Genomic DNA, 15,616 nt, shown 5'->3' on the forward strand with positions numbered 1-15,616 from the left:
GTGGCCTGGGGCAGGATGGACGCCACCTGGTACGTACGCGTCATTCGGGTACGTACTGAAGACAACCGCTGGAGACGCCCGGTGAGTTCCCCTGATCCTCAGGTTCGCGCAGCGCGAAACCACTCAACCCGGTCCGCCGCGCGCGGCCCCGTCGTCGCGGTCACCGGTGCCGCGGCCGGCGTCGGCGACCTGCTGACCCGGCGCCTCGCCGCGTCGGACGAGGTCAAGCAGGTCATCGCGATCGACGAGCGCCGGGGCGAGGTGTCCGAGGCGCAGTGGCACATCCTCGACGTGCGCGACCCGGCCATCGCCGAGAAGCTCCGCGGCGCGGACGTGGTGGTGCACCTCGCGGTCGACCTCGACCTGGAGACCGACCCGGCCGCGCGCACCGCGTACAACGTGCGCGGCACCCAGACCGTGCTGACCGCCGCCGCCGCGGCCGGCGTGCACCGGGTCGTGCTGTGCACCTCGGCCATGGTCTACGGCGCGCTGCCCGACAACGACATCCCGCTGTCCGAGGACGCCGAGCTGCGCGCCACCGCCGAGGCCACCGGCGTCGGCGACCTCCTGGAGATCGAGCGGCTCGCCCGGCGCGCCCCGCGCGCCCACCCCGGCCTCAACGTCACCGTGGTCCGCCCGGCGGTCCTGGTCGGCGGCACGGACACGGCGCTCACCCGCTACTTCGAGTCGCCCCGGCTGCTCGTCGTCGCCGGCTCCCGCCCCACCTGGCAGTTCTGCCACGTGGAGGACCTGGTCAGCGCGCTGGAGTACGCGGCCCTGGAGAAGGTCGACGGCGAGTTCGCGGTCGGCTGCGACGGCTGGCTGGAGCAGGAGGAGGTCGAGGAGCTGTCCGGCATCCGGCGCATGGAGCTGCCCTCGGCGGTCGCCCTGGGCGCCGCGGCCCGGCTGCACCGGATCGGCCTCACCCCGTCCCCGGCGGGCGACCTCGCCTACACCATGCACCCGTGGGTGGTCAGCGTCGGCCGCCTGCACGACGCCGGCTGGCGGCCGCAGTGGACCAACGAGGAGGTGCTCGCCGCGCTCCTGGAGGAGGTGCAGGGCCGGCACACGGTCGCCGGGCGCCGGCTCGGCCGCAAGGACGCGACGGCGGCGGGCGCGGCCGGCGCGACGGTGGCGCTGCTCGGCACGGCGGCCCTGGTGCGGCAGATGCGGAAGCGGCGCGGCCTGTAGGACCCTCCTACGGAGGGTCCGGCCCGCCGGTGGAAAACGCTATTCCGCGCCGTCGGCGGCGTACGGCACGATGGAGCCATGGCAGACACGCACGCCCACGCCAGTGACCACCCCGGTGAGCGGGTCGCGGACGACCCGATCAAGCTCCTCGCCATCCGTGACGTCCCGCTCTCCCTCGACGAGGTCTTCCGCGCCGTCGGCGACGACGCGGCGGGCGGCACGACCCTGTTCGTGGGCACGGTGCGCAACCACGACGGCGGCGCCGACGTCGACGCGCTCGGCTACTCCTGCCACCCGACCGCCGAGGCGGAGCTGCGCCGGGTCGCCGAGAAGGTGGTGGCGAACTACCCGGTCCGTGCCCTGGCCGCCGTCCACCGGGTGGGTGACCTCCGTGTGGGTGACATCGCGGTGGTCGTCGCGGTCTCCTGCCCGCACCGCGGCGAGGCCTTCGAGGCCTGCCGGATGCTGATCGACGACCTCAAGCACGAGGTCCCGATCTGGAAGCACCAGACCTTCTCGGACGGCACCGAGGAGTGGGTGGGCGCCTGCTGAGCCCTCGCTCCGAGTCTGGGGGTCCCCCCGGCCGGAGGCTGGGGGAGGGTGGGCGCCTGCTGAGCCCTCGCCCCGAGTCTGGGGGTCCCCCCGGCCGGAGGCTGGGGGAGGGGCGGGGCTTGCTGAGCCCTCGTCCGCATGCACGAACCGGCGCAAGGCGCCACGCCGACCACCCGTAGCCGAACGCCCCGATTTGCGTAACCGCCCCCCGCGCGTGAGCGTTGATTCCGCGGATGAATAATCTGCGATCAACCACTGATCATCTGCTGATCAACTCACTGCGGACCATTGGGGATGGGAGGTCGGGATGGCAGCGCTGGCTTGGTTGCTGATTCCGCTTTTCGCCGTCGTCGGCGCGGCGATATGGGGAAGCTGGGCTTCGAGGAACAAGACGATAGGCGACGTCGCCGAGCTCGCGGGCTACGCGCGCTTCCGGGACGCCATGGAGCGTTCCCACGCCGTCCCCGCCGGGCCCGCGCACGCCGCCGCCTCCGCTTCGCTGGTCGCCGAACGAGAGACCGCCCCGGCCACCACCACCGGCTGAGCACGGCTGATCACATACGGACCGCCCCGGGGGCGCACTCACAGACCGGTCCCGTACTGTCGTTCCATGCCACGCCGCACCGCGACGATGCTCGCCTCCACCCTGGTCCTGATCACGCTGCTCTGCGTCGGCGTCCTCATTCCGGTCCCGTACGCGGAGATGAGCCCCGGTCCGACCGTGAACACCCTCGGCGAGGCCCGCGGCGAACCGGTTCTGCAGATCTCCGGGCACCAGACCTACCCGACCTCCGGCAACCTCAACATGACGACGGTGCGCGTCACCGGGGCGGACTACCGGATGAACGCGGTCGAGGCCGTGTACGGCTGGCTGGCGCACGACAGCGTGGTCGTCCCGCACGACACCCTCTACCCGGACGGCAAGACCGAGGAGGAGTCGAGCCAGGAGAACGCCGAGGAGTTCAGCCAGTCCCAGGAGAGCGCCAAGGTCGCCGCCCTCAAGGAGCTGAACATCCCGGTGACCACCCGGGTCGTCGTCGCCACCGTGGTCAAGGGCACCCCCGCCGAGGGCAAGCTGCACGCGGGCGACGTGATCCGTGCCGTGGACGGCACGCCCGTCAAGGAGCCCGGCGACGTGGCCAAGCAGGTCACGAAGCGCAAGCCCGGCCAGGACGTGGTCTTCACGATCGTCCCGGCCAAGGCGGCCGCCGCCGCGGAGAAGGCGCACAAGGACGCCACCGAGACCGAGCGGGTCGTCATCCGGACGGTGAAGTCGGACGAGGGCGACCGGGCGATCGTCGGCATCCAGGCCGGCACCGACCACGTCTTCCCGTTCACCATCGACATCAAGCTGGCCGACGTCGGCGGCCCCAGCGCCGGCCTGATGTTCGCGCTCGGCATCGTCGACAAGCTCACCCCGGGACAGCTCACCGGCGGCAAGTTCATCGCCGGCACCGGCACCATCGACGACAAGGGCGAGGTCGGCCCGATCGGCGGCATCGAGATGAAGCTGGTCGGCGCGCGCCGGGCGGGCGCCCAGTACTTCCTGACGCCCGCCGACAACTGCGCCGCCGCGGCCTCCGACACGCCCGCCGGCCTCACGCTGATCAAGGTCGACACCATCGACGACGCGACGAAGTCCCTGGAGAAGCTGCGCAACGGCGACACCGCGTCGCTGCCCAGCTGCTCCCAGGGCTGAGCCCGGTCTCCCGGGCGGGGGGCCTACGACTCGAAGGTCGCCGCCAGCGCGTCCGCGAGCCCCGGCACCAGGTCGGGGCCGGTCAGCACCTCGGTCGGCGAGTCCTTCTCGCGCAGCCGGATCGCGGCCTCGCGGGCCCCGTCCCGCAGCACGGCGACCGTCATCCGGACCTCCTGGCGGTCCGGGTGCCGGGCCACCCACTTGGCGAGCTGCGCCTCGCTCAGGTCCTTCGGCACACTGGCCTCGGCCGACGGCGGCAGCATCAGCCGCTCGACGGTGAGCGCGCAGCCGGCCACGCCCTCGGGCCAGGCGATGGTGCCGAGGAACTCGTCGAGCGCCTTGCCCTTCGGCAGCTCGTCCTGCTCGATCGGCGTGTAGGTGGTGGTCTCGTCGGCGGCGCCGCCGAGCTGGGAGGCGAGCGAGGGCGCCTGGGCGCGCAGGCGCGCGGTGTCGACCAGGGCGAACAGCCGGGCCGGCCGGTCCCAGCCGAGACCCGAGGCGTACTCGTCGATCTCGAGCACCGCGCGGGTGAGGGGGCTCGCGGCCATCGGAGGGCCGGAGGGGGAAACGTTGGACATGAGCAATATCCTGCCTGGTCTTCTCCCGAAGACGGGAACTAGGTAAAGCCTCAGTAAGTTGCATCAGTGGGCTCTACGATCGCGGAGCCTGCTTATCGACGCATTCGACGCATCAACCTCGAGGGGCGCACGTTGGCTTTCCAGATGCCGGACCGCGGCGGCGGCACAGGTCCTTCCGGACCGAGGATCAGAGTCGGCCGGCCGTCCCGGCGCGCCCGTACGCTGCTGATGACGCTGGGCGTCCTGGCGGTCCTCGCCATGGTGTTCGTGATGTTCGCCGGGTTCTGGACGGACTGGCTGTGGTTCCGCTCGGTCCACTACTCGTCGGTGTTCACCACCACCCTGTGGACCAAGATCGGGCTGTTCCTGGTGTTCGGCCTGCTGATGGCGCTGGCCGTCGGGCTGAACGTCTGGCTGGCCTACCGGCTGCGGCCGCCGCTGAGCGCGATGTCGCTGGAGCAGCAGAGCCTCGACCGGTACCGGATGGGCGTGGCGCCGTTCAAGAAGTGGGTGCTGCTCGCGGTCACCGCGCTGGTCGGCCTGATCGCCGGCGCCTCGGCCTCCGGCCAGTGGCGCACCTGGCTGATGTGGGTGAACGGGGTGCCCTTCGGCGAGAAGGACCCGCAGTTCCAGCTCGACGTGGCGTTCTACGCCTTCGACCTGCCCTGGTACCGCTTCCTGCTGGCCTTCGGCTTCGCCGCCACCGTGCTCTCGCTGATCGCCGCCGCCCTCACCCACTACCTGTACGGCGGGCTGCGGATCACCAGCCCGGGCGCCCGCGCCACCGCCGCCGCGACCGGCCACCTGTCGGTGCTGCTCGGCGTGTTCGTGTCGCTGAAGGCCGTGGCGTACTGGCTGGACCGGTACGGCCTGGCGGTGAAGTCCAGTGACTTCAAGGCCACCGGCAACTGGACCGGCCTGCGCTACGTGGACGCCAACGCGTACCTGCCGGCGAAGACCATCCTGTTCTGCATCGCCGTGATCTGCGCGGCGCTGTTCTTCGCGACGCTGTGGCGGCGCACCTGGCAGCTGCCGGTGATCGGCTTCGGCCTGATGGTGCTCTCGGCGATCCTGATCGGCGGTCTGTACCCGGCCATCGTGCAGAAGTTCCAGGTCCAGCCGAACGAGCAGGCCAAGGAAGCGCCGTACATCCAGAAGAACATCGACGCGACCCGCAAGGCCTACGCGATCGACGCCACCAAGCCCGAGGAGTACTCGGGCAAGTCGACGGTGAAGGCCAAGGACCAGCTGCGGGCCGACGCGGACACCGCGGCCAGCTACCGCCTGGTCGACCCGAACGTGGTGTCGCCGACCTTCCAGCAGCTGGAGCAGAAGCGGAAGTACTACCAGTTCCCGCTCACCCTGGACGTCGACCGCTACCAGGGCAAGGACACCGTGGTCGGTCTGCGGGAGCTCAACATCAAGGGCATCCCGAAGCGGAACTGGATCAACGACCACTTCACCTACACCCACGGCTACGGCGCCATCATGGCGACCGGCACCCAGACCGACAGCAACGGCTCCCCGGTCTTCACCGAGCAGGGCCTGCCGACCACGGGCATGCTCCCGAAGTACGAGCAGCGGGTCTACTACGGCGAGAAGACCGACCAGTACTCCATCGTCGGCGGGCCCCAGAAGGAGCTCGACTACGAGGAGAACGGCGAGAAGACCACCAGCTACCAGGGCAACAGCGGGGTCAGCCTCTCCAACACCTTCAACCGGGCGGCGTACGCGGTCGCGTTCAGCGAGCCGCAGATCCTCTACTCGGGGGCCATCGGCGAGGGTTCGCGGATCCTCTACAACCGCACGCCCAAGGAGCGGGTCGAGGCCGTCGCGCCGTGGCTGACCATCGACGGCGACGCCTACCCGGCGGTCGTCGACGGACGGATCCAGTGGATCGTCGACGCCTACACCACCACCAACGGCTACCCGTACGCCTCGCGCACCACCCTCGGCGAGAGCACCGCGGACGCCCTGACGGTCGGCAACCAGCAGCGCGCGGTCGTCGCCCAGCAGAACCAGGTCAACTACATCCGCAACTCGGTGAAGGCCACCGTCGACGCCTACGACGGCACGGTGACCCTCTACCAGTGGGACACCAAGGACCCGGTCCTGAAGACCTGGATGAAGGCCTTCCCCGGCACGGTCAAGGAGCGCTCCGCGATCAAGCCGGAGCTGCTGGCCCACCTGCGCTACCCGCAGGACATGTTCAAGGTCCAGCGCGAGCTGCTGACCCGCTACCACGTGCAGGACCCGGCGCAGTTCTACAGCGGCTCGGACGCCTGGCAGGTGCCGGACGACCCGACCAGCAAGGACGGCAACGCGGTCCCGCCGTACTACCTGAGCCTGAAGATGCCCGGGGACACGGCGCAGACCTTCTCGCTGACGACGACGTTCACGCCGAACGGACGTCCCAACCTGGGCGGCTTCATGGCGGTGGACGCGGACGCCAACAGCAAGGACTACGGCCGGATAAGGCTGTTGAGGGTCGGCGAGAACGTGCCGGGACCCCAGCAGGTGCAGAACAAGCTGAACAGCCTCCCGTCGGTCGCGACCTTCGTGCGGGACATGAAGGGCGCGGACTCCGACATCATCTACGGCAACCTGCTGACCGTCCCGCTCGACGGCGGCTTCCTGTACGTGGAGCCGGTGTACGCGCAGGGCCGCACCGGTCAATACCCGCTCCTGAAGAAGGTGGCGGTGTCCCACGTGGACGCCGACCAGCCGAAGGGCGACACCACCACGGACACCACGGTGTTCGCGGACAACCTGACGGGCGCCCTGAACGCGGTGTTCGGGGTCGAGGGCACCCAGCCGCCGGCCACCCAGCCGCCCGGCACCAAGCCCCCGACGACGCCGACGACCGACGAGGCCGCGCTGAAGCAGGCCATCGCGGACGCGCAGAAGGCGTACGACGACGGCGAGGCGGCGCTCCAGAAGGGGGACTGGGCGGCTTACGGCAAGGCCCAGGACGCCCTGCAGGAGGCCCTGCGGAAGGCGGCGGACGCCGGAGCGAGGATCCAGCCCGCCAATCCCGGCGCCAAGCCCTCCGCGCAGCCGTCGGCCACACCGTCCGCCCCGCCGGCCGGAGGTTAGGCCGGCGGACCATCGGTCAGGGCTTCACTCCGCGTCGTGATACGGTTGCGTTACCGACGCGGGGTGGAGCAGCTCGGTAGCTCGCTGGGCTCATAACCCAGAGGTCGCAGGTTCAAATCCTGTCCCCGCTACTGACACGAAGAGGGCCCGAATCCATAAGGATTCGGGCCCTCGACGTGTGTCCGGAGCGACCTCGGGCACGAAGGGCGGTATGGATGGGGCGAGTTGGCGTGAGTCGTGTTTGACTTGTCTCTCTGTGGGCATGTCGACAAAACGCTGAAGTGACCTCACTGGCTGCGATATACCAGGTGTACGCGGGTTGCGGGTGGTGCGACGATGGTATTTATGGGGGACAGGGCAACTCTGTTGGAGACAGGGCGGTTTGTGCAGCGGCATGCCGGAAACGCCGCAGACGAGATCATCGAGGCCGCGGGGGCCGTCGATGCGGCCGTCGACACCACCACCGACCAGGAGACCGAGGCCGAGACCGAGGCCCGCCACCGCCTCGCGGCCGAGAAGGGCGACACCGCCGCCATGAGCGTGCTCGGCGCGCTGCTGCTGCGCCGAGGGGACCTGGACGGCGCCGAACCCTATCTGCGCGGCGCCACCGCCCAGGGCGACCGCGCCGCCGCCAACAACCTCGGCGTCCTGCTGCACCAGCGCGGCTACCCGGACGAGGCCGCCGGCTGGTGGCGGGTCGCCGCCGTCGCCGGCTCCGCCCCGGCCGCCCACGCCCTCGGCCGGCACCACCGCGAGCGCGGCGACGAGCCCGCCGCCGAGTACTGGCTGCGCCAGGCCGCCGAACAGGGCCACGCCCTCGGCGCGTACGCCCTCGCCGACCTCCTGGAGCACCGCAGCGACGTCGGCGCCGAGCGCTGGCTGCGCGCCGCCGCCGAGCAGGGCCACCGCGAGGCCGCCTACCGGCTCGCCCTCGCCCTGGAGCGCCGGGCCACCGGCCCGGCCGCCCGCGGCCCGCACGCCCACCACACCGGCACCGGCCGCCCGGCGCCCGCCGGCGAGACCGCTCCCGCAGCCCAGGACGCGCTCGCCGAGGCCGAGCAGTGGTTCCGGCAGGCCGCCGCGCGCGGCCACCGGCGGGCCGCGCTGCACCTCGGCGCCCTCCTGGAGAAGCGCGGCGAGCTGAAGGAGGCCGGCCGCTGGTACCTGACCTCCGCCAAGGACGGCGAGGCCAGGGCCGCCCGCGCGCTGGGCTTCCTGCTGCGCGACGCCGGCGACGAGGAGAGCGCCGCCGTGTGGTGGCTGCGCGCCGCCCAGGACGGCGACGGCAACGCCGCCAACGCGCTCGGCGCGCTGCACGCCGCCCGCGGCGAGCAGCAGACCGCCGAGCGCTGGTACCGCGCCGCCATGGACGCCGGCGACGTCAACGGCGCCTACAACCTCGGGCTGCTCTGCGCCGCCCAGGACCGCACCCAGCAGGCCGAGCAGTGGTACCGCCGGGCCGCCTACGCGGGCCACCGCGAGGCAGCCAACGCGCTGGCCGTGCTGCTGCTCCAGGCCGGGGACGCGGGCGGCGCCGAGCCGTGGTTCTCCAAGGCCGCCGAGGCCGGCAGCGTCGACGCCGCCTTCAACCTGGGCATCCTGTACGCCGGCCGGGACGACGACCGCACCGCGCTGGTCTGGTACGAGCGGGCCGCCGCCGCCGGTCACACCGAGGCCGCGCTCCAGGTCGGCATCGCGCACCTGCGCGACGGCGACGAGCAGGGCGCCGAGCGGCACCTGCGCTGCGCCGCCGGCGGCGGCAGCGCCGAGGCCGCCTACCGGCTCGCCACCGTCCTCGACGCGCGCCGCCCGGCGCCCGGGCCGCCCGCCCTCGGCGCCCCGCGCGAGGAGAAGAGCGAGTGCGAGGAGTGGTACGAGCGGGCCGCCCAGCAGGGCCACCGCCGGGCCCAGGTCCGGGTCGGCATGCTGGCCGCCGCCCGCGGCGACGTCGAGGAGGCCGCCCGCTGGTACCGGGAGGCGGCCGAGGCCGGCTCGCGCAACGGCGCCTTCAACCTCGGGCTGCTGCTCGCCCGCGAGGGCGCCGAGCGGGAGGCCGCCCTGTGGTGGACCCGGGCCGCGCACGCCGGGCACGGCCGGGCCGCGCTGCGGCTCGCGCTGCTCGCGGCCCGGCGCGGCGAGCTCACCGAGGGGCGCCGCTGGTGCGACCGTGCGGTGGAGCTCGGCCCGGCCGAGGTCGCGGAGCGGGCGGCCCGGCTGAGCGAGGCGCTGCACCAGGAGCTCACGGCGTAACGGATTTGCGCTGGTCCGAGGGGTCCCGTAAGGTTGTGTTCACCGACGCGGGGTGGAGCAGCTCGGTAGCTCGCTGGGCTCATAACCCAGAGGTCGCAGGTTCAAATCCTGTCCCCGCTACTCAGTAGCACGAAGGCCCGGATCGTCTCGACGATCCGGGCCTTCGTCGTCTGCGCGGTGAGCGTACGCGGAAAGCCCCGCCGGGAGGCGGGGCTTTCGTGTGCCGTCAGGCGGACGCGCAGTTCGGGCAGATGCCCCGGTAGGTGACCTCGACGTCCGAGATCGTGAAGCCGAAGCGCTCCGAGGCGGGCAGGTCGGCCAGCGGGTCGCCGGCCGGGTGCACGTCCCGGATCGCGCCGCAGCGGGCGCAGACCAGGTGCTGGTGCGGACGGTGGGCGTTCGGGTCGTAGCGCTTGGCGCGCCCGTCCGTGGCCACCTCCAGCACCTCGCCGAGCGTCACCATCTCGCCCAGCGTGTTGTAGACGGTCGCGCGGGAGATCTCGGGCAGGCGCTCGACGGCCCGGGCGTGGACCTCGTCGGCGGTCAGGTGCACGTGGTCTCCGTCGAGCACCTCGGCCACGACACGGCGCTGCGCGGTCATCCGCCAGCCACGGCCGCGCAGTCGTTCCAACAGGTCACTCATGGGGGTCAGGGTAACAGTCGCCGCCCGGGAGCCCCGAAGCCGTGTGACTTCGGACACGATCCTTCTTTAGACCAGGTCCACCATGGCCCCGGCGTCTGCCCCGGCCCCCGCCCCCGCTCCCGCCCGGTGGGCCGGCAGCCAGCAGCGGATGATGTCGCGGACGGAGACGATGCCCACCGGTCCGTGCTCGTCGAGCACCACCAGATGGCGGAAGCCGCCGCGGGTCATGGCCTCCGCGGCCTCCTCCAGGGTCCAGGTCGGGGCCGCGAAGACCACGTCCCGGGTGGTGTGGGCGTCGCAGGTCTCGTGGTCGGGGTTCCGGTCGGTGCCGATGGCGTTGAGGACGTCGCGTTCGGTGAGGATGCCGAACCCGCCGGCGTCGCCGTCCTGGACGACGGCCGCGCCGACGCGGCGCGCCGACATCAGCCGGGCGGCCTGGCGCAGTGTGTGGGCCGGTCCGATGGTGAGGATCAGGGTCGTCATGGCGTCACGGACGAGCATGGAGGGAACCACCTCCGGTTCGGTGACTTGAGAACTTTTTCACAAGTTCACAAAGGGGGGATTCTCAGAGTGACACCGGGGGAGGGGGCCGACAAGGGGGCGCGCGCAGCGCCCCCGGGCGCACACCGGGGGCGGATGACGGAACGTCAGGCGTGACCGGGGGTCAGCCCTGCCGCGGCGGCTCCGTGTTGAGGTAGCTCAGCAGCTCGCCGTGGAGCAGCCCGTTCGACGCCGCCGCGTTGCCGCTGTGCGGGCCGTGCCGGCCGTCCAGGCCGGTGAAGGTGCCGCCGGCCTCCTGCACCACGATCGCCGTGGCCGCCATGTCCCACAGCGACAGCTCCGGCTCGGCGCACAGGTCGACCGAGCCCTCGGCCACCATCATGTACGGCCAGAAGTCGCCGTACGCCCGGGTCCGCCAGCACGCGCGCGTGAGGTCCAGGAAGCCGTCGAGCCGGCCCCGCTCCTCCCAGCCGCTCAGGCTGGAGTACGCGAAGGAGGCGTCCTCCAGGCGGCCGACCTTGGAGACCCCGATCCGGGTCGCCGAGGCCAGGCTGCGGCCGGTGTACGCGCCGAGGCCCTTCGCCGCCCACCAGCGGCGGCCGAGCGCCGGGGCCGAGACCACGCCCACCACCGGCTGGAAACCGGTCTCGCCGGCCTCCATCAGCGCGATCAGGGTCGCCCACACGGGCACCCCGCGCACGTAGTTCTTCGTGCCGTCGATCGGGTCGATCACCCAGCGGCGCGGGCCCGAGCCCTCCACGCCGTACTCCTCGCCGAGGATCGCGTCCCGCGGCCTGGCCCGCTGCAACTGGCCGCGGATCAGCTCCTCGGCGGCCTTGTCCGCCTCGCTGACCGGGGTCATGTCGGGCTTCGTCTCGACCTTCAGGTCGAGTGCCTGGAACCGGTCCATCGTGGCCGCGTCCGCGGCATCCGCGAGGACATGGGCGAGACGCAGATCGTCGTGGTAATCGGCCATGGTCGAAACTCTATCCCCCGAAGACGCGTCGCCCCGCGCCGACCCTTGACACTGCGTGGCCGCCCGTCAACGCTGAGCGCAGAACCGATCCGGCTGGGAGGCGACGATGCCGACTGCCCGAGAGTCCCTGCTCGACACGGCCCTCGAGGCCCTCGGCGCCCTGCCCTGGTCCGCCGTGCGGATGGTCGACGTGGCCGCCCGCGCCCGGGTGTCCCGGCAGACCCTCTACAACGAGTTCGGCAGCAAGGAGGGGCTCGCCCGCGCCCTCGTCCGGCGCGAGGCCGACACCTATCTCCACGGGGTGCGCCGGGTGCTCGCGTCCCCCGCGCCGCCCGCGCGCAACCTGGTCGCCGTCGCCGAGTGGACCGTGGCCCGCGCCGCCGAGCGCCCCCTCCTGCGGGCCCTGCTCACCGACGCCTGGACCGAAGGCCTGCCCCGGCCGCGCCCCGCCCGGCCGGGCGCCCGGCCCGCCCCCGTACCCGCCCAGCGGCGCGCCGACGCCGGGCCGCCCGCGCCCGGCGAACTGGTCGCCGAGACGGCCGCCTGCGCGGGGGAGCGGTGGGCGGCCGGCTGCGAGCTCGCCGTGCGGCTCGCGCTCAGCCATGTGGTGGCGCCGCCGGTCACCGCGCCGGGCGCTCAGTGCGCGGAGCCGGACAGCTGGAGGCCGACCACCCCGACGATCACCAGCGTGATCGAGACGATCTTGAGCGTGGACACCACGTCACCGAGGAAGACCATTCCGTAGATCGCGGTGCCGGCCGCCCCGATCCCGGTCCACACCGCGTACGCCGGACCCACGTCCAGCTTGCGCAGCGCCAGCGTCAGCAGGCCGAAGCTGCCGAGGGCGAAGGCGGCGAACGCGATCGTCGGCCAGAGCCGGGTGAAGCCGTGCGACAGCTTCAGGCACACCGCGAAGCCCGTCTCCAGGAGCCCGGCGACCACCACCAGCAGCCACGCCATCGTCAGTGCCTCCCACGCCCCATATGGATCACTTGGTGCGATTATGCACTTACCAGGCGGGTCCGCCCGCAAACGTGCGCGGTCAGTCGCCCTCGCGGCGCTCCCGGGTCGCCAGCAGCCGGCGCAGCGAGTACAGCCGGGCCGGATCCGCGTGCCCCTCGGCCACCCAGGCGTCCAGCGCGCAGTCCGGCTCGTCGTGGCTGCACGCGCGCGGGCAGTTCTCGGTGCCCGGCTCCAGGTCCGGGAAGGCGTGGATGACCCGGGACGGATCGACGTGGTGCAGGCCGAAGGACCGCACGCCCGGCGTGTCGATCACCCAGCCGTCGACCTTGTCCAGCGGCAGCGCGAGCGCCGAGGTCGTGGTGTGCCGGCCGCGGCCGGTCACCGCGTTCACATGTCCGGTGAGCCGCCGCCGCTCCTCCGGCACCAGCGCGTTCACCAGGGTCGTCTTGCCCACGCCGGAGTGCCCGACGAAGGCGGTCACCCGGTCGCCCAGGTGCTCGCGCACCCGGTCCGCCGCGGCGCCGTCGTACAGCTCCTCGCGGTTGACCACCACGTACGGGATGTCCAGGGCGCCGTACAGCTCGAGGAGCATCGAAGGCGGGGCCAGGTCCGACTTGGTCAGCACCAGGAAGGGGTCCAGCCCGCCGTCGTAGGCCGCCACCAGACAGCGGTCGATCAGCCGCGGGCGCGGCTCGGGGTCGGCGAGCGCCGTCACGATGGCCAGCTGGTCGGCGTTGGCGACGACCACCCGCTCGTACGGGTCGTCGTCGTCGGCCGTGCGGCGCAGCACCGAGCTGCGCTCGCCGATCCGCACGATCCTGGCCAGGGTGTCCTTCTCGCCGGACAGATCGCCGACCAGGGAGACCCGGTCGCCCACCACGGCGGCCTTGCGGCCCAGCTCGCGGGCCTTCATCGCCATCACGGTCCGGCCCTCGACCAGACAGGTCAGCCGCCCGCGGTCCACGGTGAGGACCATGCCCTCGACGGCGTCCTCGTGCTTGGGGCGGATGTTGGTCCGGGGGCGGCTGCCCTTGCGGTTGGGGCGCTGGCGGATGTCGTCCGCGTCGGTGTGCTTGCCGTAACGCCGCATGGCTCAGACTCCGAGCATTTCGGTCCACATCCTGGGGAAGTCGGGCAAGGTCTTCTCGGTCGTCTTCACGTTCTCGATCTCCACGCCCTTCACGGCCAGGCCGATGAGCGCGCCCGCGGTCGCCATCCGGTGGTCGTGGTACGTGTGGAAGAGGCCGCCGTGCAGCGGGCGCGGGCGGATGTGCAGGCCGTCCTCGGTCTCCGTGACGTCGCCGCCCAGCGCGTTGATCTCCCGGGTGAGCGCGGCGAGCCGGTCGGTCTCGTGCAGCCGCAGGTGCGCCACCCCGCGCAGGGTGGACGGGGAGTCGGCGAGCGCGGCGACCGCCGCGATGCCCGGGGTCAGCTCGCCGACCTCGCCGAGGTCGACGTCGATGCCGTGGATCCGGCCGGTTCCGGTGAAGGTGAGACCCCGGTCGGTGAGCTCGCAGGAGCCACCCATCTCGGTGAAGATCTGCCGCAGCGCGTCACCGGGCTGGGTGGTCCTGGCCGGCCAGTCCGGCACGGTGACCCGGCCGCCGGTGACCAGCGCCGCCGCCAGGAACGGCTGGGCGTTCGACAGGTCCGGCTCCACCACCAGGTCCCGGCCGAGCAGCGCGGACGGGGTGACCCGCCACACGTCGGGACGCCCGCCGTGCTCCGGCTCGTCGACCTGGGCGCCGACCGCGCGCAGCATGTCGACCGTCATCCGGATGTGCGGCAGCGAGGGCAGCCGGGTGCCGACGTGCCGCACCTCCACGCCCTGGTTGAAGCGGGCGCCGGAGAGCAGCAGCGCGCTGACGAACTGGGAGGACGAGGAGGCGTCGATCTCCACGACCCCGCCCTCCAGGCCGCCGGCGCCGTGCACGGTCATCGGCAGCGCGCCGCGCCCGTCGTCGTCGATCCGGGCGCCCAGCGCGCGCAGCGCGTCGATCACCCCGTGCAGCGGGCGCTCGTGGGAGCGCGGGTCGCCGTCGAAGCGCACCGCGCCGTTCGCGAGCGCCGCCACCGGCGGCAGGAAGCGCATGACCGTGCCCGCGTTGCCGACGTCGACGGTCGCCGGGCCGCGCAGCCCGGCCGGGATGATCCGCCAGGCCTCGCCGGTGCCGTCCGGGCCCACGCCCTCGTCGATCTTCACGCCCAGGGTGCGCAGCGCCTCCGCCATCAGCAGGGTGTCGCGCGAGCGCAGCGGGCGGCGCACCCAGCCCGGCTCGGCGGCCAGCGCGGCGAGCACCAGGGCGCGGTTGGTGACCGACTTCGATCCGGGCACGGTGACGGTGGCGTCGACGGCGCCGGCCGCGTACGGGGCGGGCCAGCGGCCGGTGAGCGGGTCGGTGGACGGGGTGCTGTCGGTCATGCCCTCACTTTACGGGGGCGAAGGGGGCCCGCTACACGGCGAGCAGCCACCGCCCGCCGCCGATCAGACAGCAGATCGAGACCGCGTGGAAGAACAGCAGCCACAGCGTGGGCGGCACGTGGGTGAGCCGGCCCAGCTGGTCCGCGTCCGAGTCGCCGGCGCCGCCGTGCCGCCGCTTGGCCTGGAGCTCGAAGGCCGGACGCACCCCGCCGAGCAGCAGGAACCACACCACCGCGTACGCGAACACCGCCTGCACGTCCGGGCCGGTGAGCCAGGACACCAGGAGGAAGAGGCCGCCGGTGAGCAGCACCGTGAAGATCCCGTACGCGTTGCGCACCATCGGCAGCATCGCCAGCAGCAGCGCCGTCGCCAGCCACAGCAGCAGCGTGACCCGGTGCGCGGAGAGCAGCGTGGCGCCGCCGAGACCGAGCAGCGGGGCCGCGGTGTAGCCGGCGGCGGCCGTGAGGATCATGCCGAGGCCGGTGGGGCGCCCGCGCGAGACGGTCAGGCCGCTGGTGTCGGAGTGCAGCCGGATGGCCTGGAGGCGGCGGCCGGTGACCAGCGCGACCAGGGCGTGGCCGCCCTCGTGCGCGATGGTGACCGCGTTCCGGGACAGGCGCCACAGGGGGCGCGGCACCACCGCGGCGAGGGCGGCGACCGCCGTGGCGATCACGATCCACTGCTCGGGCGCGGTCTGGGTGCCGAGCACGTCGAGGTCGGGACTCATGGTGCGGACGGCTCCTTG

The 15,616-nt window shown here is 72.7% G+C and carries 15 protein-coding genes and 2 tRNA genes; 9 read left to right on the forward strand and 8 right to left on the reverse strand.

Features of this window, described 5'->3' with window-relative positions; genetic code table 11:
* Nucleotides 1-81 precede the first annotated feature (81 nt).
* From ACIGW2_RS04680 to ACIGW2_RS04695, 4 genes are all read left to right on the forward strand, one after another.
* On the forward strand, nt 82-1,191 hold the full coding sequence (locus ACIGW2_RS04680) for an SDR family oxidoreductase (RefSeq protein WP_361579254.1): 1,110 nt from the start codon (nt 82-84) through the stop codon (nt 1,189-1,191).
* Between the two features lie 78 nt (nt 1,192-1,269).
* Complete coding sequence (locus ACIGW2_RS04685) at nt 1,270-1,743, forward strand: molybdenum cofactor biosynthesis protein MoaE (protein ID WP_361579256.1); 474 nt, start codon at nt 1,270-1,272, stop codon at nt 1,741-1,743.
* Between the two features lie 307 nt (nt 1,744-2,050).
* The gene (locus ACIGW2_RS04690) at nt 2,051-2,287 is read left to right on the forward strand and encodes a hypothetical protein (RefSeq protein ID WP_356072233.1); all 237 of its coding nucleotides are present in this window, start codon (nt 2,051-2,053) and stop codon (nt 2,285-2,287) included.
* 66 nt (nt 2,288-2,353) lie between these two features.
* The gene (locus ACIGW2_RS04695) at nt 2,354-3,442 is read left to right on the forward strand and encodes a PDZ domain-containing protein (RefSeq protein WP_391656218.1); all 1,089 of its coding nucleotides are present in this window, start codon (nt 2,354-2,356) and stop codon (nt 3,440-3,442) included.
* Nucleotides 3,443-3,465: 23 nt separating this feature from the next.
* On the opposite strand, the gene ACIGW2_RS04700 is transcribed toward ACIGW2_RS04695, so the two are convergent.
* Nucleotides 3,466-4,020: a PPA1309 family protein gene (locus ACIGW2_RS04700; RefSeq protein ID WP_361579260.1), complete on the reverse strand. Its 555-nt coding sequence runs from the start codon at nt 4,018-4,020 to the stop codon at nt 3,466-3,468.
* A 144-nt stretch (nt 4,021-4,164) separates the two neighbouring features.
* Here ACIGW2_RS04700 and ACIGW2_RS04705 point away from each other — a divergent pair, with 144 nt between their 5' ends.
* The 4 genes from ACIGW2_RS04705 (at nt 4,165) to ACIGW2_RS04720 (ending at nt 9,486) form a co-directional block, all read left to right on the forward strand.
* Nucleotides 4,165-7,116 (forward strand): UPF0182 family protein, encoded by a 2,952-nt coding sequence (locus ACIGW2_RS04705; RefSeq protein ID WP_399841682.1) that lies wholly within the window; start codon nt 4,165-4,167, stop codon nt 7,114-7,116.
* A 57-nt stretch (nt 7,117-7,173) separates the two neighbouring features.
* Nucleotides 7,174-7,247 (forward strand) — tRNA-Met (locus ACIGW2_RS04710).
* A 205-nt stretch (nt 7,248-7,452) separates the two neighbouring features.
* Nucleotides 7,453-9,366, forward strand: coding sequence for a sel1 repeat family protein (locus tag ACIGW2_RS04715; RefSeq protein ID WP_391656217.1), 1,914 nt, complete (start codon nt 7,453-7,455; stop codon nt 9,364-9,366).
* A gap of 46 nt (nt 9,367-9,412) precedes the next feature.
* Nucleotides 9,413-9,486 (forward strand) — tRNA-Met (locus tag ACIGW2_RS04720).
* Nucleotides 9,487-9,592: 106 nt separating this feature from the next.
* Here the strand turns inward: ACIGW2_RS04720 and ACIGW2_RS04725 are convergent.
* The 3 genes from ACIGW2_RS04725 to hisN form a co-directional block, all read right to left on the reverse strand.
* The gene (locus ACIGW2_RS04725; RefSeq protein ID WP_356072198.1) at nt 9,593-10,009 is read right to left on the reverse strand and encodes a Fur family transcriptional regulator; all 417 of its coding nucleotides are present in this window, start codon (nt 10,007-10,009) and stop codon (nt 9,593-9,595) included.
* Between the two features lie 66 nt (nt 10,010-10,075).
* Nucleotides 10,076-10,510, reverse strand: a complete 435-nt coding sequence (locus tag ACIGW2_RS04730) for a cyclic nucleotide-binding/CBS domain-containing protein (RefSeq protein WP_391656216.1) — start codon at nt 10,508-10,510, stop codon at nt 10,076-10,078.
* Nucleotides 10,511-10,673: 163 nt separating this feature from the next.
* Nucleotides 10,674-11,486: a histidinol-phosphatase gene (gene hisN, locus ACIGW2_RS04735; RefSeq protein ID WP_356072194.1), complete on the reverse strand. Its 813-nt coding sequence runs from the start codon at nt 11,484-11,486 to the stop codon at nt 10,674-10,676.
* A gap of 106 nt (nt 11,487-11,592) precedes the next feature.
* On the opposite strand from hisN, the gene ACIGW2_RS04740 reads away from it, so the two are divergent.
* Nucleotides 11,593-12,231 carry a TetR/AcrR family transcriptional regulator gene (locus ACIGW2_RS04740; protein ID WP_391656215.1) on the forward strand — a complete coding sequence of 213 codons (639 nt, stop codon included), beginning with the start codon at nt 11,593-11,595 and terminating at the stop codon, nt 12,229-12,231.
* On the opposite strand, the gene ACIGW2_RS04745 is transcribed toward ACIGW2_RS04740, so the two are convergent.
* The 4 genes from ACIGW2_RS04745 to ACIGW2_RS04760 form a co-directional block, all read right to left on the reverse strand.
* Complete coding sequence (locus tag ACIGW2_RS04745; protein ID WP_356072189.1) at nt 12,123-12,446, reverse strand: multidrug efflux SMR transporter; 324 nt, start codon at nt 12,444-12,446, stop codon at nt 12,123-12,125. The two genes, ACIGW2_RS04740 and ACIGW2_RS04745, sit on opposite strands and share 109 nt — an antisense overlap.
* An 82-nt stretch (nt 12,447-12,528) precedes the next feature.
* Nucleotides 12,529-13,539 (reverse strand): ribosome small subunit-dependent GTPase A, encoded by a 1,011-nt coding sequence (gene rsgA / locus ACIGW2_RS04750; RefSeq protein WP_361579270.1) that lies wholly within the window; start codon nt 13,537-13,539, stop codon nt 12,529-12,531.
* A 3-nt stretch (nt 13,540-13,542) separates the two neighbouring features.
* Nucleotides 13,543-14,871, reverse strand: coding sequence for a 3-phosphoshikimate 1-carboxyvinyltransferase (gene aroA, locus ACIGW2_RS04755; RefSeq protein ID WP_399841075.1), 1,329 nt, complete (start codon nt 14,869-14,871; stop codon nt 13,543-13,545).
* 31 nt (nt 14,872-14,902) lie between these two features.
* The gene (locus tag ACIGW2_RS04760; protein ID WP_391656213.1) at nt 14,903-15,598 is read right to left on the reverse strand and encodes a M50 family metallopeptidase; all 696 of its coding nucleotides are present in this window, start codon (nt 15,596-15,598) and stop codon (nt 14,903-14,905) included.
* Nucleotides 15,599-15,616: the final 18 nt, after the last annotated feature.

The sequence above is a fragment of the Streptomyces sp. NPDC053541 genome (assembly GCF_044544705.1).
GTDB lineage: Bacteria > Actinomycetota > Actinomycetes > Streptomycetales > Streptomycetaceae > Streptomyces.